At 47.6% G+C, this 17,308-nt stretch carries 18 protein-coding genes and 3 pseudogenes; 4 read left to right on the top strand and 17 right to left on the bottom strand.

Features of this window, described 5'->3' with window-relative positions:
* Window positions 1–59: 59 nt before the first annotated feature.
* The 5 genes and pseudogenes from potF to AB4H76_RS15060 form a co-directional block, all read right to left on the bottom strand.
* A complete protein-coding gene (gene potF / locus AB4H76_RS15040; RefSeq protein WP_000126073.1) occupies window positions 60–1,172 on the bottom strand; it encodes a spermidine/putrescine ABC transporter substrate-binding protein PotF in 1,113 nt (370 codons plus the stop codon).
* Between the two features lie 350 nt (window positions 1,173–1,522).
* Window positions 1,523–1,999, bottom strand: coding sequence for a YbjN domain-containing protein (locus AB4H76_RS15045; protein ID WP_000203025.1), 477 nt, complete (start codon window positions 1,997–1,999; stop codon window positions 1,523–1,525).
* Between the two features lie 87 nt (window positions 2,000–2,086).
* A complete protein-coding gene (rimK, locus tag AB4H76_RS15050; RefSeq protein WP_000684321.1) occupies window positions 2,087–2,989 on the bottom strand; it encodes a 30S ribosomal protein S6--L-glutamate ligase in 903 nt (300 codons plus the stop codon).
* 60 nt (window positions 2,990–3,049) lie between these two features.
* Window positions 3,050–3,774, bottom strand: a pseudogene (nfsA, locus tag AB4H76_RS15055) (nitroreductase NfsA).
* Window positions 3,758–4,045, bottom strand: coding sequence for a DUF1418 family protein (locus tag AB4H76_RS15060; RefSeq protein WP_001201560.1), 288 nt, complete (start codon window positions 4,043–4,045; stop codon window positions 3,758–3,760). Before AB4H76_RS15060 ends, nfsA begins: the two are co-directional and overlap by 17 nt.
* A 159-nt stretch (window positions 4,046–4,204) precedes the next feature.
* On the opposite strand from AB4H76_RS15060, the gene grxA reads away from it, so the two are divergent.
* On the top strand, window positions 4,205–4,462 hold the full coding sequence (gene grxA / locus AB4H76_RS15065) for a glutaredoxin 1 (RefSeq protein WP_420062602.1): 258 nt from the start codon (window positions 4,205–4,207) through the stop codon (window positions 4,460–4,462).
* Between the two features lie 29 nt (window positions 4,463–4,491).
* On the opposite strand, the gene AB4H76_RS15070 is transcribed toward grxA, so the two are convergent.
* Window positions 4,492–4,869 carry an inner membrane protein YbjM gene (locus tag AB4H76_RS15070; protein ID WP_000681108.1) on the bottom strand — a complete coding sequence of 126 codons (378 nt, stop codon included), beginning with the start codon at window positions 4,867–4,869 and terminating at the stop codon, window positions 4,492–4,494.
* A 269-nt stretch (window positions 4,870–5,138) separates the two neighbouring features.
* Here AB4H76_RS15070 and AB4H76_RS15075 point away from each other — a divergent pair, with 269 nt between their 5' ends.
* Complete coding sequence (locus AB4H76_RS15075) at window positions 5,139–6,824, top strand: aspartate:alanine antiporter (protein ID WP_001024876.1); 1,686 nt, start codon at window positions 5,139–5,141, stop codon at window positions 6,822–6,824.
* Between the two features lie 235 nt (window positions 6,825–7,059).
* Here AB4H76_RS15075 and AB4H76_RS15080 read toward each other — a convergent pair whose 3' ends face one another.
* Complete coding sequence (locus AB4H76_RS15080) at window positions 7,060–7,278, bottom strand: ogr/Delta-like zinc finger family protein (protein ID WP_000972391.1); 219 nt, start codon at window positions 7,276–7,278, stop codon at window positions 7,060–7,062.
* 90 nt (window positions 7,279–7,368) lie between these two features.
* Window positions 7,369–7,812: pseudogene (locus tag AB4H76_RS15085) on the bottom strand (contractile injection system protein, VgrG/Pvc8 family); the annotation flags it as partial.
* Here AB4H76_RS15085 and AB4H76_RS15090 point away from each other — a divergent pair.
* A pseudogene (locus tag AB4H76_RS15090) lies at window positions 7,799–8,695 on the top strand (terminase large subunit domain-containing protein); the annotation flags it as partial. The pseudogenes AB4H76_RS15085 and AB4H76_RS15090 sit on opposite strands and share 14 nt — an antisense overlap.
* The gene (locus AB4H76_RS15095) at window positions 8,695–9,732 is read left to right on the top strand and encodes a phage portal protein (RefSeq protein ID WP_000520375.1); all 1,038 of its coding nucleotides are present in this window, start codon (window positions 8,695–8,697) and stop codon (window positions 9,730–9,732) included. The pseudogene AB4H76_RS15090 and the gene AB4H76_RS15095, both read left to right, overlap by 1 nt.
* Before the next feature lie 106 nt (window positions 9,733–9,838).
* Here the strand turns inward: AB4H76_RS15095 and AB4H76_RS15100 are convergent, their stop codons facing one another.
* From AB4H76_RS15100 to AB4H76_RS15140, 9 genes are all read right to left on the bottom strand, one after another.
* Window positions 9,839–10,543 carry a hypothetical protein gene (locus AB4H76_RS15100; protein WP_000853473.1) on the bottom strand — a complete coding sequence of 235 codons (705 nt, stop codon included), beginning with the start codon at window positions 10,541–10,543 and terminating at the stop codon, window positions 9,839–9,841.
* 8 nt (window positions 10,544–10,551) lie between these two features.
* Complete coding sequence (locus AB4H76_RS15105) at window positions 10,552–11,628, bottom strand: hypothetical protein (RefSeq protein ID WP_420062603.1); 1,077 nt, start codon at window positions 11,626–11,628, stop codon at window positions 10,552–10,554.
* A complete protein-coding gene (locus AB4H76_RS15110) occupies window positions 11,628–12,692 on the bottom strand; it encodes a hypothetical protein (RefSeq protein WP_000829586.1) in 1,065 nt (354 codons plus the stop codon). The genes AB4H76_RS15105 and AB4H76_RS15110 overlap by 1 nt, the downstream gene beginning before the upstream one ends.
* A 302-nt stretch (window positions 12,693–12,994) precedes the next feature.
* A complete protein-coding gene (locus AB4H76_RS15115) occupies window positions 12,995–13,228 on the bottom strand; it encodes a DinI-like family protein (RefSeq protein ID WP_001217575.1) in 234 nt (77 codons plus the stop codon).
* A gap of 10 nt (window positions 13,229–13,238) precedes the next feature.
* Entirely contained in the window at window positions 13,239–13,427 is a 189-nt protein-coding gene (locus AB4H76_RS15120) for a hypothetical protein (RefSeq protein WP_001154434.1), read from the bottom strand.
* A 152-nt stretch (window positions 13,428–13,579) separates the two neighbouring features.
* On the bottom strand, window positions 13,580–15,994 hold the full coding sequence (locus AB4H76_RS15125) for a replication endonuclease (protein WP_420062604.1): 2,415 nt from the start codon (window positions 15,992–15,994) through the stop codon (window positions 13,580–13,582).
* On the bottom strand, window positions 15,991–16,848 hold the full coding sequence (locus AB4H76_RS15130) for a DNA adenine methylase (protein WP_000104133.1): 858 nt from the start codon (window positions 16,846–16,848) through the stop codon (window positions 15,991–15,993). The genes AB4H76_RS15125 and AB4H76_RS15130 overlap by 4 nt, the downstream gene beginning before the upstream one ends.
* Complete coding sequence (locus tag AB4H76_RS15135; RefSeq protein WP_000752613.1) at window positions 16,845–17,072, bottom strand: TraR/DksA family transcriptional regulator; 228 nt, start codon at window positions 17,070–17,072, stop codon at window positions 16,845–16,847. Before AB4H76_RS15135 ends, AB4H76_RS15130 begins: the two co-directional genes overlap by 4 nt.
* Window positions 17,072–17,305, bottom strand: coding sequence for a DUF2732 family protein (locus AB4H76_RS15140; RefSeq protein ID WP_001244228.1), 234 nt, complete (start codon window positions 17,303–17,305; stop codon window positions 17,072–17,074). The genes AB4H76_RS15135 and AB4H76_RS15140 overlap by 1 nt, the downstream gene beginning before the upstream one ends.
* Between the last annotated feature and the right edge of the window lie 3 nt (window positions 17,306–17,308).

Genomic DNA, 17,308 nt, shown 5'->3' on the forward strand with positions numbered 1-17,308 from the left:
CATGATGGTGCGAATTGCCGGCGGGTGTGGTGCGCCCGCCCGGCATCTAAGGCTGCGGATTATTTTCCGCTCTTCACTTTGGTCCACGCGCGGGTGCGCACACGGTCGATTTTCGGGTCCTGCACTTTCAGAGTGAACAGATTCGCACGAACATCCGCAGGCGGATAAATACCCGGGTTCTCACGGACTTCCGCACTCACCAGCGGCGTGGCTGCTTTATTGGCGTTGGCATAGAACACATGGTCGGAAATATGCGCTACTACATCCGGGCGCAGCAGGTAATTCAGGAACTGATAGGCTTCGTCTTTGTTTTTGGCATCCGCAGGCATGGCGAATACATCAAAGAACGCCATCGCCCCTTCTTTTGGAATCGAGAACGAGACATTCACTCCATTCTTCGCTTCCTTCGCGCGGTTTGACGCCTGCCAGACATCACCTGCCCAGCCGATAGCGACGCAAATATCGCCGTTTGCCAGGTCGTTAATGTATTGAGATGAATGGAAATAACGAATGTTCGGGCGCAGCTTTAACAGCAGATCTGTTGCCGGTCCGGTGTAATCATCCGCTTTAGTGCTGTTGGGATCTTTGCCGAGATAATTCAACACGGTAGCAAAAACTTCTTCTGGCGCATCCAGGAAAGAGACACCGCAGCTTTTCAGTTTTTCCAGATTTTCAGGTTTGAGGATCAAGTCCCAGCTATCGACGGGCGCGTTTTCGCCCAGCACCGCTTTAACTTTATCAACGTTATAGCCAATCCCGGTCGTCGCCCACATATAGGGCATAGCAAATTTATTGTCGGGATCGTGTTTGGCGACCAGCTTCAGCAGTTCCGGGTCGAGATTCTTCCACTCCGGCAATTTGCTTTTGTCCAGCGGCTGGAAAACTCCCGCAGTCAACTGGCGCTCCAGAAAGCTGGCAGATGGAACCACCAGATCAAAGCCGGTACTCCCGGCCATTAATTTGCCTTCCAGTACTTCGTTAGAGTCGAAAACATCGTAGACGACTTTAATACCGGTTTCTTTTTCAAAATTGGCCACCGTGTCCGGGGCAATATAATCAGACCAGTTATAAATGTGGAGTGTTTTTTGTTCAGCCGCGAGCGTGCCGACAGAGACGGCCATCAGAGCACCCGCAACCAGACCCGATAGCCATTTTTTATTTAAGGCGGTCATATCTCTTTCCTTCTGAAAGTTCGTTAACAAACGAACAAAAGTTGTCACACTGAAAGATATGCAATAAACGTGCATATTTTTTATCGGCGCGGTGTAAGAAAAGAGAACTTTCTCCCGGCCAGCACTGCTCGCTATATAAAAGCATCGCAAGAATAACTTTAGCCAGGGTTTGAGACTATAGCTCGGATTAAAAAACGGTATTTAACAAATTTTTATGCATATTTGCTCTATGTGATAAAGCCAAATCGACACAAGAGAAGTGAAATAATCTTTAAGAAAAGGTTAAAAACAGCAGATAATTTTGCAGCGCGCAGCCACTGCACCAGCGACTGCGTGCTCGAAAGGAGTTATCAGTGGAGGAAATAGTTTTCGGTAACGTTGTTTTGCCCTTCATCATCAGTCGGTAACAGCAGTTGATGGGCATTAGCTTCAAGAATGACCATCGAAATCTGCTCTTCGCTCTGACGCACGAACCATGCAAACTGCTCATAGGTTACGCCCTGCATAACGGATAAAGACTGGCAAACCACCAGCTTTGGCAGATTATCATCCTGCATATCAAGAAATGCTTTCACGGTCAGCGAACTGGCATTGATGGCAGATAAATCCGCCGCCAGCGGCAATACGGCTGAAGGTCGGACTTCCGCCATGGCAGAAAACAGGATCGTGTTATCGATCAGATCGATTTTGGCATCAAAGACACCGTCGAAATTCTGCATATGGGGCAGATGCAGAGCCTGACAGTTATCACATTCAAAAAAACTCATCCCCAGGTCATCGAGCCATTGACGCAGCGTATCCAGACCAGGAACGACCAGCGATGTCATAATTTTGTACAACCTCTTTCGATAAAAAGACCGGCACAGCTTACGCAAAAAGCGCAGGCAAAACCATGATCAGTAATGTGATTGCGACTAACCACCCGTTTTCAGGCAATATTCTGTCGTAGCGTGGCGTTCGATCCAGCGGATCATTTTACCCGCGATGTCGATACCGGTGGTTTTTTCTATTCCTTCCAGCCCCGGCGACGCATTCACTTCCATCACCAACGGCCCGCGATTAGCACGCAGAATATCCACACCAGCAACGTCCAGCGCCATCGTTCGCGCGGCTTTTATCGCGATTTCACGCTCCTGTGGTGTGATACTGGCGACGCTTGCCGCGCCGCCACGATGCAAATTGGAACGAAAATCGCCCTCTTTCGCCCGCCGTTCAATCGCAGCGACCACTTCATCGCCAACAACCAGACAGCGGATATCGCACCCTTGCGCCTCTTTGATATATTCCTGCACCAGAATATGCGCGTTCAGACCGCGGAAAGCGTCAATCACGCTTTCCGCCGCCTGACGCGTCTCCGCCAGCACGACGCCAATTCCCTGCGTGCCTTCAACCAACTTGACCACCAGCGGCGCACCACCGACCATGTCGATTAAATCGCTGGTATCATCCGGCGAATGCGCAATGCCCGTGACAGGCAGGTCGATGCCCTGACGCGCCAGCAGTTGCATGGAACGCAATTTGTCACGCGCCCGGGCAATGGCGACCGACTCATTGAGCGGATAGCTCCCCAGCATCTCGAACTGGCGCAGTGCCGCCGTCCCATAAAAGGTAATGGCGGTGCCAATACGCGGGATCACTGCGTCAAAATGGGGTAACTTGCGGCCTTTGTAGTGAATAGAAGACGCCGCAGGATTTATGTTCATGTAGCAAGAAAGCGGATCAAGAATTTCAACCAGGTGACCGCGCTGTATAGCGGCTTCACGCAGCCGCTTACACGAATAGAGCGTTCCATCCCGGGACAATATGGCAATTTTCACCCTGCACCTCTCTGTCAGACCTGGTCAAAAGCCCGCGTATCATACATCGACGTGGCGGTTTTAGCGCGTCGCCCAACCCTGTTTGTGCAAATAATCCAGAATAAATGGGCGGCTTTCTTTAATGATTGTTCGGCGGATATGATCGCTCCAGGTATCCCGGCGATTATTGCTGCCACGGGTGAGGTAATATTCAGCCAGTTGTTCGTCATACTGCGCCAGTGCGTCTTTATCCAGCGGTTGATAGCTGTTTTCATGCACCAAAATGGAGGACGGTAAACGCGGCTTAAGATCCGGATTATCCGCAGGCCAGCCAAGGCACAGCCCAAACAGCGGCAGAACATGCTGCGGTAATTTCAGCAGTTTCGTCACCGCTTCAATATTATTGCGCAGGCCGCCGATATATACGCCGCCCAATCCCAGCGATTCCGCTGCGATTAATGCATTCTGCGCCATCATTGCCGTATCAACGACACCGAGCAACAGTTGTTCCGCCAGGCCGAGCTGAGCATCCGGACAGATCTGTAAATGGCGGTTAAAGTCGGCACAGAACACACCCAGAACTCCGCCGCTTGCGCTACGTGTTTTTGCCCGCCGGTCAGCGTCACCAGTTCTTCACGTAACGCTTTGTCGGTAATGCGAATAATGCTACTGCACTGCAAAAAACTGGAACTGGACGTCGCACGGGCGCTGTTAATAATCGCCTCACGCTGCGCTTCGGAAATGGGTTCATCAGTGAAATGGCGAATGGAGCGATGGCCACAAATAAGTTCAATGGTTGGCGTCATTATCTTTTTCTCTTTCTGAACGTGAATATTGCGGTGGACGGTTCATCAGCTGTGGGGCAAGACGTTTTGCCACCTGAAGAATAACCACCACCGCAGCGGGAAGCATGAGCAAAACACCGAGAAAAATCATCAGAATCTGCACTTCTGGCCGAGAAAATGGCTCAGGCAGCGACAGGGAGTCACTTACCGACAGCAGCGCCACCGCCAGTAGCATCATTCCGATAAATTCCAGTATCAACACGCCTTTAGGCAATTTACCGATCGCGCGCATACGCTTCCCTCTGCAAAGTGAGCCTTCAGTCTAAAACTTTTCACTGTATTGTGTTTAACAGTTATAGCTTTTAGCAATTAATGCAACAGGTTAAACCTACTTTCAGCGAATACATTTTAGCGTGATCATTACAGGCATAAATCTATGAGGAGAGAAATAATGCAAACCGTTATTTTTGGTCGTCCGGGTTGCCCTTACTGTGTGCGTGCAAAAGATCTGGCTGAGAAATTGAGCAATGAACACGATGATTTTCAGTATCACTATGTAGATATTCGTGCGGAAGGGATCACTAAAGAAGATCTACAACAAAAGGCAGGTAACCCCGTAGAAACCGTGCCGCAGATTTTTGTCGATCAGCAACATATCGGCGGCTATACCGATTTTGCTGCATGGGTGAAAGAAAATCTGGACGCCTGATCGTCTGACAAGCCCTCGCGTTGAGGGCTTTACTGATTTTTTCTGTGCTGTGGTTTAAACAAACTACTGATAAATAAGAAACACAGTGCCCCCAGCGCACACCAGAACACCGCACTTAATAACCATGCCAGCTCTTGCCAGAATGAGCGCGTCGGTGAAAAAAACAGCCGCATAATGAGCATCGAACAGGGTGCCGCCAGCATTGCGCCAAACAGAGGTTTCAGGACTTCTCTACGCTGTGAAAAGAAGCTGGCGACTGCTCCAGGAAGAATGAAAAATAGCAAGCCGATTTCAGGATGCCCGGCAGCCCGAAAAGCGCCTTTCATGTGCGTCGCCAGAAAAAGGCACACCACAATGAAGAGGACAAAACAGCAGATTGCCCCCGCCCAACGTTGTTTATGTTTCACTCGTTCCTCCTGACACTGCGTCTATCGAACACATTTTTCGCCAGTGTGGCGTTCAGTAAGATAAAGCCGCTTCGCATTCCATGCTAATATAGGCCAACGCAATTCATATAGCCGTTGATACCTAATGTGATTACACTAGTAAAATATATTGTTACTTTACTATCGTTTAGGTGCGCTGAATGAATCTGCGTCCTGAATTCTGGTAAAAAACATTATCGTAAATTACCATTTCTTTCAACAGCTTACTAGTAAACAAGAAGTTAGCCTCCGTGAATATAAACGTCGCCGAATTGTTAAATGGGAATTACATTCTGTTATTATTTGTGGTCCTCGCGCTTGGGCTATGTCTCGGAAAGTTACGACTTGGTTCGATCCAACTGGGTAATTCCATTGGCGTTTTAGTCGTATCGCTGTTATTAGGCCAACAACATTTCAGCATTAACACCGATGCGCTTAATCTTGGCTTTATGCTGTTTATTTTCTGTGTTGGGGTTGAAGCCGGACCGAACTTTTTTTCCATTTTTTTTCGCGATGGGAAAAATTACCTAATGTTAGCACTGGTGATGGTTGGCAGTGCGCTGGTGATCGCCTTAGGGTTAGGTAAGCTGTTTGGCTGGGATATTGGCCTGACGGCCGGTATGTTAGCAGGCTCTATGACGTCGACACCGGTTCTGGTCGGTGCTGGCGATACACTGCGTCATTCCGGCATGGAAAGCAGGCAGCTCTCACTGGCACTGGATAATCTGAGCCTCGGGTATGCCTTAACCTATTTAATCGGTCTGGTGAGTTTGATTGTTGGTGCGCGTTACTTGCCGAAATTGCAGCATCAGGACTTACAGACCAGCGCCCAGCAAATCGCCCGCGAACGTGGCCTGGACACTGATGCCAACCGTAAGGTTTATTTACCGGTGATCCGCGCCTATCGCGTCGGCCCGGAACTGGTGGCCTGGACCGACGGCAAAAATCTGCGTGAACTGGGTATTTATCGACAAACCGGCTGCTACATTGAACGTATTCGACGTAACGGGATTCTGGCAAATCCAGACGGTGATGCCGTGCTACAAATGGGCGATGAAATAGCGTTGGTAGGCTATCCCGACGCCCATGCCCGACTCGATCCCAGCTTCCGTAACGGTAAAGAAGTTTTCGATCGTGACCTTCTCGACATGCGTATCGTCACTGAAGAAGTGGTCGTTAAAAACCATAACGCTGTAGGTAAACGTCTCGCACAACTGAAGTTGACCGATCACGGTTGCTTCCTTAACCGCGTCATTCGTAGCCAGATTGAGATGCCGATAGATGACAACGTCGTGCTTAACAAAGGTGACGTTTTACAAGTCAGCGGCGATGCCCGCCGCGTAAAAACCATCGCCGATCGCATCGGCTTTATCTCGATTCACAGCCAGGTCACTGACCTGCTGGCATTCTGCGCCTTCTTTGTTATTGGGCTGATGATCGGGATGATCACCTTCCAGTTCAGCACATTCAGTTTCGGCATGGGGAACGCTGCCGGGTTGTTATTCGCCGGAATTATGCTGGGCTTTATGCGTGCTAACCACCCGACCTTCGGTTACATTCCGCAGGGTGCATTAAGCATGGTGAAAGAGTTCGGCTTGATGGTGTTTATGGCAGGCGTTGGTCTGAGCGCCGGTAGCGGTATTAATAACGGCCTGGGCGCGATTGGCGGTCAGATGTTGATTGCCGGATTGATTGTCAGTCTGGTGCCCGTGGTTATCTGTTTCTTGTTCGGTGCTTATGTATTGCGAATGAACCGCGCGCTGTTGTTCGGCGCAATGATGGGCGCACGTACCTGCGCGCCGGCAATGGAGATCATCAGTGATACAGCTCGCAGTAACATCCCGGCGCTGGGCTATGCGGGCACCTATGCAATCGCCAACGTCCTGCTGACGCTGGCAGGGACAATCATCGTCATGGTATGGCCAGGATTAGGATAAAACTGAAGTTGCCCTGAAAATGAAATTTTTTTGCACAACCGCAGAACTTTTCCGCAGGGCATCAGTCTTAATTAGTGCCACTGCTTTTCTTTGATGTCCCCATTTTGTGGAGCCCATCAACCCCGCCATTTCGGTTCAAGGTTGATGGGTTTTTTGTTGCCTGAAATTTAAGCTGTTTAAAATCATGATGTTAGAAACACTGTTTTTTAACGATGGCGACAAAATGGCGGCAGCGTCAAAGAGAGAGCGCCACCTGTCCTGATTTCATTGGATGCGGCTGAACCGGATTTGACTCTTTTGGCGTTGCAATCGAACGAACAAAAGTTTCATGGGTAACAAAAGTATGGCTGCAGTTAATGTTCTGGCACTGGTTGTAACGCTCTTTGGTCAATGAAGATACCTGAAAACTGCTGCGAGTATGGGCGGCACTTCCACACAGTGGGCAAATCATCATTTTTCGAGTTCTCCCCATTTTTGCTAAATTCACAATAATGATACCGCATTATTCCATTTTGCAAACTTAAAAGTTCTCCATTGCGAAGAATCATTCCATTTCGAAATCATCAATCCTCACTTCAAGCTCCAGACTGGTTGTAAAACCGTTATCGGGGTTGACGGTATGCGTCAGAGTCGTAATGGTCCATTCCGCATCATCTATCGGCTGTTTAAAGCCACTGACCTTCACAGGCATTTCTGTGTAGAGATCTGCCCGCCCTTCCGCCAGTTGTAGCGAGAATGATGCAACGCCGCGTTGCAGGCGTTCCCACTGCATTTTCGCTGCCCGTTCGGCGTTGCTCCGGTTGGCATAAGTGCGATTAAGTACCAGCACGTTTTCATCCGTACCCACCAGGTAATCGCCCTGCTTCGCTTCCGGCTCTTTCTTCTGCTTCTTAGTCCTGCGCTTACGCTTCACCGTGGTGCTTTCTTTCTTCGCGGGTTCGCGGGTATGCAACCAACTGGCAATTACGCCCGTGTATCCGTTCTGGTCCGGTGCGCTGTTTAACCGTGGGCGCAACAAAGCCGATAAGGTGGACATCGACCTGTCCCACAACAATCTGGCCCCCGGCTTGCTGTGCGCAGACGGGCAATACCGCCAGATAGTCACCGTGGAAGATGCGGTGCGCGGCGGCTGTAACCTGTTCGACCTCGACCAGCTACGCATGGAGTACAGCCCGGACGAATACCAGAACCTGCTGATGTGCGAGTTCGTGGACGATCTCGCGTCCGTGTTCCCGCTCAGCGAACTGCAGGCGTGCATGGTGGACAGTTGGGAAGTCTGGACCGACTTTCATGCACTGGCCCTGCGCCCGTTTGGCTGGCGCGAGGTATGGATCGGTTATGACCCGGCAAAAGGTACGCAGAACGGCGACAGCGCCGGATGCGTGGTGGTGGCACCGCCAGCCGTGCCAGGCGGTAAGTTTCGCATTCTTGAGCGTCACCAGTGGCGCGGGATGGACTTCCGCGCCCAGGCTGATGCAATCAAAAAACTGACCGAGCAGTACAACGTGACCTATATCGGCATTGACTCGACAGGCGTCGGTCACGGGGTTTATGAGAACGTGAAAGCGTTCTTTCCTGCCGTCCGGGAGTTTGTCTACAACCCCAACGTTAAAAACGCTCTGGTACTCAAGGCCTACGACATTATCAGCCACCGCCGTCTGGAGTTTGACGCCGGACACACCGACATAGCGCAGTCATTTATGGCAATCCGTCGCGCCACCACCGCCAGTGGCAACCGCCCGACCTATGAAGCCAGCCGCAGCGAAGAAGCCAGCCACGCCGATCTGGCCTGGGCAACAATGCACGCACTGTTTAACGAACCGCTGCAGGGCGAGTCCGCCAATACCAGCAATATTGTGGAGATTTTTTGATGGGAAAGAGTAAGAAGAACCGCGCTGCGTCGCAGAACCAGACCCAGCATAAAAGCCAGACTTCAGCCGAAGCATTCAGCTTCGGCGATCCCATTCCAGTACTGGACCGCCGAGAATTACTGGACTATGTGGAATGCGTACAGATGGACCGTTGGTATGAGCCGCCCGTCAGCTTTGACGGACTGGCGCGAACCTTCCGCGCCGCCGTGCATCACAGCTCACCCATTGCAGTGAAATGCAACATTCTAACCAGCACCTACATCCCTCACCCGCTGCTTAGCCAGCAGGCTTTTTCACGTTTTGTGCAGGACTATCTGGTATTTGGTAACGCCTACCTGGAGAAACGCACGAACCGCTTCGGTGAAGTTATCGCCCTTGAGCCTGCTCTGGCAAAATACACCCGACGCGGGTTAGACCTGGATACCTACTGGTTTGTGCAATACGGTATGACAACCCAGCCGTATCAGTTCACGAAAGGCAGCATCTTTCATCTGATGGAACCCGATATCAACCAGGAGATCTACGGCCTGCCCGGCTATCTTTCTGCCATTCCGTCAGCCCTGCTCAACGAGTCCGCCACGCTGTTCCGACGCAAATATTATATTAATGGCAGCCATGCAGGATTCATAATGTACATGACCGATGCCGCTCAGAACCAGGAGGATGTGAACAACCTCCGCAACGCGATGAAAAGCGCCAAAGGTCCGGGCAACTTCCGCAACCTGTTTATGTACTCGCCTAACGGCAAAAAGGACGGGCTTCAGATCATCCCGCTGTCAGAAGTGGCGGCAAAGGATGAGTTTCTGAACATCAAGAACGTAAGCCGGGACGACATGATGGCGGCGCATCGTGTGCCGCCGCAAATGATGGGGATTATGCCGAATAATGTTGGGGGGTTTGGGGATGTGGAGAAGGCAAGTAATGTATTTGTAAGGAATGAATTATTGCCACTACAGAAGCTAATAATGGAGCTTAACTGCTGGCTCGGCCACGAGATTATACGTTTTATCCCTTACAAGCTTGAAAAGGCAACTTAATAAAAATTCAGATATTATAAACAAATCAATTAATAACCATATAAATAGAAAAGTCAATTGAGCGTAGCTCAACATATCGCCAGCAAGGCGGGCATACCCGCCTTTATTAACGAAATTCATCATTAGATAATTGCTGAATGAGGAAGTCGGAGTAAAAATCCAGATGATTAGAATCTGAATTAATAAAAGCGCTTTTTGAAAGCTCAACAAAAGAAGGTTCCCCGTAAATCAAACAATGCAACCTAACTTTATCTATATTATATTTTTTGTTAGTAAAAATACTTTCTAGCTCTAACAATGCATTTTTTGTGGAAGTTATCTCAACCGAGGCCTTGGAGTTCCCATTTAACACAACATTGCTAACTTTAATTTTATCAATATGTAATAGACTTATTGAATGCTGTAAACTTAGATAATTTATATACTCCTTTAAATTTAAGGTAATTGAACCAAATCCAACCCTATAATTGAAATCTACACTAAGTCTATCCGTCAATTTCTTTATAGATTTAGGGGGATTAAAAATAGCCAATAAAGAGAGATTTTTAGATACGGGCTTTAATGCAAATTTTATGGTTTCATACTCTAAAAAATCTTGTTCTATCTCATCTCCCGCGGGCGATACAATAACTTCTGTACGCAATGACTTTTCAACATAAGAAGCGGAAACTTCATGTTCAGTAAAATTCACAAAAGTATAACCATAACCTTTACTTTCATCATAAGAATTACGTTTAAAATAATCAATTAGTTCAGAGAAGGTTATTGATAACTTCACTCTGCTCCACTTAATTTTATCCAGTGTTTTCATTTGTTATCTCACTCATACTCTTTATTAATATCCATTATAATTGAACGCGCCGTTTTTTCAATAAGTCTTTTAAAATGATATTCTTCATCATCCGGTAATTGGCTCGGATTTTTATTATATTCTCCGGCACCTTTATATTTCCTCACCCCTCTAGAAATATATGAAAAGCTCTTAAACTCTAAAGGATCACTAAACTGAGCTTCAAAATCATAAAGATCTGGAGTAGTAGATTTATCCTTTATTCTCCATCTTATTTTCCAAATATAAAACCCTCTATCATACAAAGAATTCAACTCTTCAGATTTAAGCACCCCCTCTCCTTTCAAAGATGCTTTGCTAATATGTATTCCTGTTTCAGAATCCCCATCTTCCTCCTCCATGACAGCAGGTTTAGGATGGTAGATATGAACATCCGTAACATCATCTAAAATATATCCATCCAACCCATTGATGAGCCGCTTAAAAAATTCTGTTCTTTTATCTGCGTCATCGATGTTCGCGAGGTTGATTTCTTCTGTATCTAAAGTCGTTGCTTCTATATCTTTTTCCTTTTGTATAACCTGTTCGATAATACTTAGTAGTTTTTTATTATAAATCTCAGCTTGTTCACTATCAGGCCTACGAATTGAAAAACCATCCGAAAGGGACTCGATTTCAAAAACAGCAGTTTTCTTCTCTACTTGGTTAAATTCACTTTTACCAAAATTGGTTGATAAGTATGTAATGCTAATTTTAATAAAATCTTTATCACTGATTACATGACATATATCATCTTCGCTTTCCAGCTGATCTTTAAGCTTATTAGCAGCCTTAACAAGTAGTGGCTTATCAATATTATTCTTAATAACTATAGCCGTAGATTTCTCTCGCCTTAAAAAACCTCCAAATATTCCAGAAATTTTCTGATGCAAATAATAATCATGAGTGAGCTTTGAGAAATTTTTTGCTAGTTGCTTACGCTCAGTTTTTTTTGACACCAAAATTCCACGGGATAAAAACAATTCCACCATATCATTATCAGTGACACGTGATTGGCATAAAGCCTCGTATAAAGCTTTGTCTGTAACACTGTGTATTTCACTCATTATTTAACATCCCATGATCTTTCTTCTGTTAAATATTGCTCTCGAGATAGAGGCACAATATATAGCTCAATAGATAATAATTTTTCCTTCATAGATTCATCATATCCCCACTGATATGAAAATTTTTCTATAGCTTTTATAAAATTAGTCCGTATGTGCTCACTTTTATCAATACATGCTACTCTAATTCTAATATTATTTTTTGAGTTTAATATCTGGTAGTTAGCTAGAGTATCTAATAAATAATTAAACTCTAAGTCTGTTTTACCGGAGCGGTTGTAATAAACAATAAACCCTTCAGGATAAACCAGCTCGTCCTCCTTTTTAGCTCTATTATATTCTATTACTGGACCATGTTTAATTATCATGTAGGGGGATGTTAGAGTTTCCACTGTAGCTGGAAGATATTCTTCTGCAGTCACAACCTTATGAAGTATTAATTGAGGATAATAGAACCCATAATCATCACGCGGGAATTTATTTTCCGCAATCATTTCGTTCATATCAGCAACAACAGACATAAGATAACTAATAGTTCGTGGCTCAATTATATGTATTTGCTGATTTTCAGATACATTTACTCTGTCTAAATTAACTGCCGCAGGTCTTTTCCCTTTTTTGGGTTTAGGAGGATAAAAATAGTCATAGAAATTATGCTTATAGTCATTATCATGATTATATACAAAAAGTAACCCTCGTACTTCACTTTTAGACATGGTTGTCTCATAGCGACTTTTCCATACCTGACTATTCTGCGCACAATGAATAGTTTTTGCTAAGGAATCTAAAGCATTTTCAACCATTTTAGAATTTAAAGACCCTTTTGAATAACTTTTCAAATCAGTATTTAGATAAACAATTTTATTTAAGTAAGGATCTTTATAATGAAAGACAATATCAACTGGATGTGTGTGGTCTTGCGTTTTTTCCGCTGGCTTGTGTAATTCTTGTTCAGTACACGGAAAATCATGATCGGTCGGACCGTGTTGCTTCCACTTAAATCTTTCCAATAGTTTATGGGACACCAGCTTCGCCAAGTCTTCACGAGGTCCGTTTTCTGCCATGATAAGATTCTCCTTTAGTTAACTAAGAATAATACTATTGAAAAATTCACAGATTCTCTAGCTTTTTAGTTAGCGCGCGCTCGTATCCCCGCCACGCCTGCCCGCTTTATGTAGTGGTTTTCATGCACCTGCATGATCTACGCAAAAGCCCGCCAGTTCTGGCGGGCCTTAGCAAAAACGATCCTCAAACGATCATGCGATCTCATGCGGCATAGACATGCACTACAGAGCTAACGCCTCGCAAGGGCTCGTTGTTCAACCTTGCTGACGCCAGAAGCAAGTTCAGACGCCAGCAACGTTTCTTAATGCAGCCAGCTGTCGTCTTCCCACACCTTCTGCATAATTTTCATCACTTGTTTTCTTTCTTCGTCCAGTTGCAGTCCGGTTAGTTCCACACCGTTAGAGCTACCTTTGCGAATGCGAATTACCGTTTTGGGATACAGGGGGCGCAGATTGCGGTAAAGCTCGGATTCAAGGGCGTCCAGGGTAGACTGGCTAATCTTCTGCTCTTTATCGATCATTATTTCAATGCGCATAAAAGTCACCTCAACTGATGACATCCATTGAGCGGTTGTATTCGTGAGTTCTGATTTTTGCCATGAGTTCATCAGTCAACTCAGAAACCCACTGCAGAGCCAGCCCCTTCTCTTCATCACTACACTCACTAGCCGCTACAAGCTTAAGAAAAAAATCAATGCGCTGGAGCTTCAAAGACTCCAAAAAATAGTCCTGCATCTTTCCTCCTATGACACCAAAACAATACTGTATATATAATCACTGTTTATATTTACAGTATATAATAATCTTACTGATGTAAAACGTTTTTTTACGTTCATCAGCCTGATATACCTGGTATTATTAAGAGCACGAATTGTTAACCCGCGTAATTAATACAGCTCCCGCCACTTATCATCTTCCTGCAAACGCTGGTTCCGATAGAAGATACGCAGGCCTGCTCCTGACGGAATACTGCCGCCGCGAAGGAGTAAATCGACTTCTTTCTCGCTGCCATCAAATCCTCTGGACTTCAGTTCATAGACGAGCTGCTGTCGCTGATGGTCTGTAATTCGCTGTTTGTAGTCTTTACGCCGTTTCGGTTTCACCTGGCGTAACCTTGCAGCCAGTTCCCGGCGCTCTTTTTTGCTCATACTGTGCAGGTAATCGTGCAACTCCTTGTCATCCATGCGGGTAATGTCCGTTCTGATATCCCCATCAGCTGATTTGTCGTTCCCTTGTTGGCTCAAATTTTCAGCAAGGGGACAGTTATTGCCACGAGTCCAAGGGGCGCAAGCGCCCTGGTCGGCTGCCGCCTCCTGAACGTCAACGACCTTACGAACCATTTTCCATTTCATTGCATGAGTGCAGATCTTGCCCTGTACAATGGGTGACCAGATGCCATAAATACGAATACCGTGATCGCCATAAGCGGTCGGCTCTTCGTTAATTTCATAAGCTGTTCTGATAAGGTGATATTTGCGGGGAACCAGTACGCCGCCCTGCTTCATGATGTAGGTGGCAAAACAGCCAGCATCAGCGGCAGCCAGGATGGCATCAAGGCGCGGGTCATCCAGTACCGGCGCACCTGCTTTTTTGTCACCCTGTTGCCTTGCCGCCTGACCAGCCAGCAAGCGAAGTTCACGGTACGCCTGACGCCCCGGAATACCAAAGAAGCGGAACTGCTGAACACGATGCAGAGACGCCCAGGCATTAACGTATTCGGCGTTATCACGCAGGGATTTACCCGTTTCCTTGCTGATCTCGCCAGCCAGACCACGTCCGTCAATGTTCTTACTGATGTATTTCGCGATGTAGCTTGTCGGCGTTCCTTTGCGCGGGTTTATCAGCTCAGACTTAAAGCGTGGACCCGTGTTATTGCCCAGTTCCTCGCGGTCTTCACGGATGGCAAACTTACGCAACAATGCAGTAATGGCGCGGCGGTCTTTTTTGCGCATGAAACACATGAGATGCCAGTGCACAGTACCGTCATGGTGCGGCTCAGCCACCCGCACGCCATACCAGCGCAACCCGGCTTTGTGCATAGCCTTACGAAATGCAGCAAACATGCCGACCAGATAATCGCTGCTTTGTCTTACCGTCGCATTTGTCCAGGTTGGGTTTGGTCTGCCGTTATTGAGCGTAGAATGGAAACGTGACGGACAGGTAATGGTGTAGAAAACGGCGCAGTCACCACGCATTTCCGCGATAAGCTCCAGACCTTTAACACAGGCCATCATCTCATTGCGGCGGTGCGCCGGGTTGCTGCTGCTGGCGTTTACCACATCTTCCATATCCAGCGTGTCGCCGTCTTCGTTCACCAGTTCATGAGAACGGAAAAACTCCAGCGACTTGCGGCGCTGCTCACGTTTATGCGTCACTGCTTCATAGCTGACATAGGGAGATGCTTTTTTGCTGACCAGGCAGACAGCACGCAACTGCTCTTCCCGCCATTCGCAACGTATCTTCCACAATTTTCGATACCACCAGTCGGCGCAAAGCATACGTGCCAGCGAACCCGGTATGAGTTCATAGGGCACGGGTTTGCGGCGGTTTCTTTTCCGACGGAGTTTCTCAAACGCAGGCGGGATAACATCCAGACGCAGGGTTTCCGCTGCCACCTTTTCCCATGTCTTGCGGATTTCTTCTGGCTTAACGTCATCGGAGGCATACAAATCACCACAAGCGGCCTCAAGACACATGCTCATATGCGCTGCTACCAAGGTGGACAGGCGTTTTACCTGATCCTGACTCATTTCAGGCAGGATCAGCAGGCCCTCAAGCCCTTGATGGCTTGCCATAAAACGGAAAGAAGCGGATAGCTGACTGTCGCGTACATACTCCAGTCGCTCCAGACATGACTTAATCGTCTCACGCAAATAGCGGGAATAAGCCTTTGGCCTGCCCAGGCTGCTGAAGTATTCGATACGTTGCATCAGCGGCTTGCTGATGTGGGTGGGCTGGGCGCTGACGTCCGCCAGAATGACCATGTCCGGGTTAAAACGCTGCTGCTCATGCGCCAGCTTTGCCCGACTAATGAGATTATCCTGCTCCATTTCGCGCTGGACAGGATCACGGGATTCATTAAAGAAATAACGCTCCCAGACCTGCTCACTCAGTGCATCGCGGCGCAGCTGTTCCTGCTCGTTATCGGCAGCGTACAGAGTGATCATGTTTGAAAGTGCAGACTCCGGCGCAACTTCCGCCGGGTCCAGATAAGGGTTAATGGCCTTTTTCGGGCCGTTCCATGAAAATGCTGCAGCGGCCTCGTTAAAGCCGCTAGAGTTGCTCATATCATCATGACTCATACACGCACCTCGTACACAGCAGAACTATCCACGCCACGCGAAGGATCAAATCCCACCCAGCAGCGCGCCCCGGAAACAGCAATGATTTCTGTTGCAGATTTACTCTCGCCAGCCGACACGCCGATGCTGCGTTTTGCCTTGATGTAGTGGTGAGTGAAATTGCGATACAGCGAACGAATCAGGGATGTGTCACTGTTAGAAACAATGACCGGATGACCTTCAGATGATCGATGTTCAAGAACGGATGCCAGGTGATACTGGTCATCCTCAGTGAAGCCATCAGTGTGATAGCCGGAAAACGTACCGTCATAAGGCGGATCGCAATACACCACATCCCCCGCCTTCAACATCGCCAGCGTTTCATCAAAGCTGGCGCAGATAAACGTTGCTCGCTGGGCTTTTTCTGCAAATTTGCGAATTTCTTTTTCAGGGAAATACGGATTTTTATAATTCCCGTAGGGAATGTTGAAATGCCCGCTCTTGTTATAGCGACATAACCCACGGTAACCATGACGATTGAGATACAGGAAATATACCGCTTTCATGAAATCAGTAATTTCAGTGGAGTAATTAAACTCCTGCCTTATGTTGTAATAAGCCACCTCCCTGTTTGCTTCCTCAAATAAAGCTCTGGCACGAGATATAAACGCCTCGCAATCAGCAGCAACCTTTTTATAGAGGTTGATTAAATCAGGATTAATATCCGCAACAAGATAGCTGGGGTAATCCGTCTCTATCATCACAGCACAAGAACCCGCGAAAGGTTCAACCAGTCGCGGGCCAGCAGGAAGGTATTTTTTCAGTTCTGGCATAATGGCGGTTTTATTACCCGCCCATTTCAGGATGGTGCTCATACAGCACCTCCGTTGTAATGTTTGCCTTTCAGCTCTGCGATTTCCTGACAGGTAATGCAAAGCTGCACACCCGGAATGGCGCGACGTCGTGCTGGCGGAATTGGTGCTTCACACTCAATGCAAAGCACGCGGGATACGCCCGGCGTTTTGGCGCGGGCAGCACGGATATGACGCTGGCGTTCTTCTTCAACGCGCTGCTGTACGAGATCCATTGCATCAGCCATCAGTGGATCTCCTGCGCTTCGTTCTGGATTGCTTCAGCAGTCACACGCAGCAGTTCTGCCGCTTCGACGTGGTTTAGCTGGCGGGATGTGATATGACACGCCAGGCTATCAAGGCGAGCTGCCATTGCTTCAGCCCTTGCCCGGCGTTCTTCCAGACGAGCCTCTGTCAGTAAAATATTAAGCCCTGCATCATCCGGTCCGGTTTTAGTCGTGAGGGTTTCAATATTACGCATAAT

This window comes from Escherichia sp. UTM R2, assembly GCF_048593455.1.
Taxonomy (GTDB): Bacteria; Pseudomonadota; Gammaproteobacteria; order Enterobacterales; family Enterobacteriaceae; genus Escherichia; species Escherichia coli.

Coding starts and splice junctions, on each gene's coding strand:
- AB4H76_RS15135 (WP_000752613.1), bottom strand. CDS start 17,072: ATGGCTGATGCAATGGATCTCGTACAGCAGCGCGTTGAAGAAGAACGC.
- AB4H76_RS15080 (WP_000972391.1), bottom strand. CDS start 7,278: ATGATGATTTGCCCACTGTGTGGAAGTGCCGCCCATACTCGCAGCAGT.
- AB4H76_RS15110 (WP_000829586.1), bottom strand. CDS start 12,692: ATGGCAGAAAACGGACCTCGTGAAGACTTGGCGAAGCTGGTGTCCCAT.
- AB4H76_RS15140 (WP_001244228.1), bottom strand. CDS start 17,305: ATGCGTAATATTGAAACCCTCACGACTAAAACCGGACCGGATGATGCA.
- AB4H76_RS15125 (WP_420062604.1), bottom strand. CDS start 15,994: ATGAGTCATGATGATATGAGCAACTCTAGCGGCTTTAACGAGGCCGCT.
- potF (WP_000126073.1), bottom strand. CDS start 1,172: ATGACCGCCTTAAATAAAAAATGGCTATCGGGTCTGGTTGCGGGTGCT.
- grxA (WP_420062602.1), top strand. CDS start 4,205: ATGCAAACCGTTATTTTTGGTCGTCCGGGTTGCCCTTACTGTGTGCGT.
- AB4H76_RS15105 (WP_420062603.1), bottom strand. CDS start 11,628: ATGAGTGAAATACACAGTGTTACAGACAAAGCTTTATACGAGGCTTTA.
- AB4H76_RS15130 (WP_000104133.1), bottom strand. CDS start 16,848: ATGAGCACCATCCTGAAATGGGCGGGTAATAAAACCGCCATTATGCCA.
- AB4H76_RS15100 (WP_000853473.1), bottom strand. CDS start 10,543: ATGAAAACACTGGATAAAATTAAGTGGAGCAGAGTGAAGTTATCAATA.
- AB4H76_RS15120 (WP_001154434.1), bottom strand. CDS start 13,427: ATGCAGGACTATTTTTTGGAGTCTTTGAAGCTCCAGCGCATTGATTTT.
- AB4H76_RS15095 (WP_000520375.1), top strand. CDS start 8,695: ATGGGAAAGAGTAAGAAGAACCGCGCTGCGTCGCAGAACCAGACCCAG.
- AB4H76_RS15045 (WP_000203025.1), bottom strand. CDS start 1,999: ATGACATCGCTGGTCGTTCCTGGTCTGGATACGCTGCGTCAATGGCTC.
- AB4H76_RS15115 (WP_001217575.1), bottom strand. CDS start 13,228: ATGCGCATTGAAATAATGATCGATAAAGAGCAGAAGATTAGCCAGTCT.
- AB4H76_RS15060 (WP_001201560.1), bottom strand. CDS start 4,045: ATGCGCGCGATCGGTAAATTGCCTAAAGGCGTGTTGATACTGGAATTT.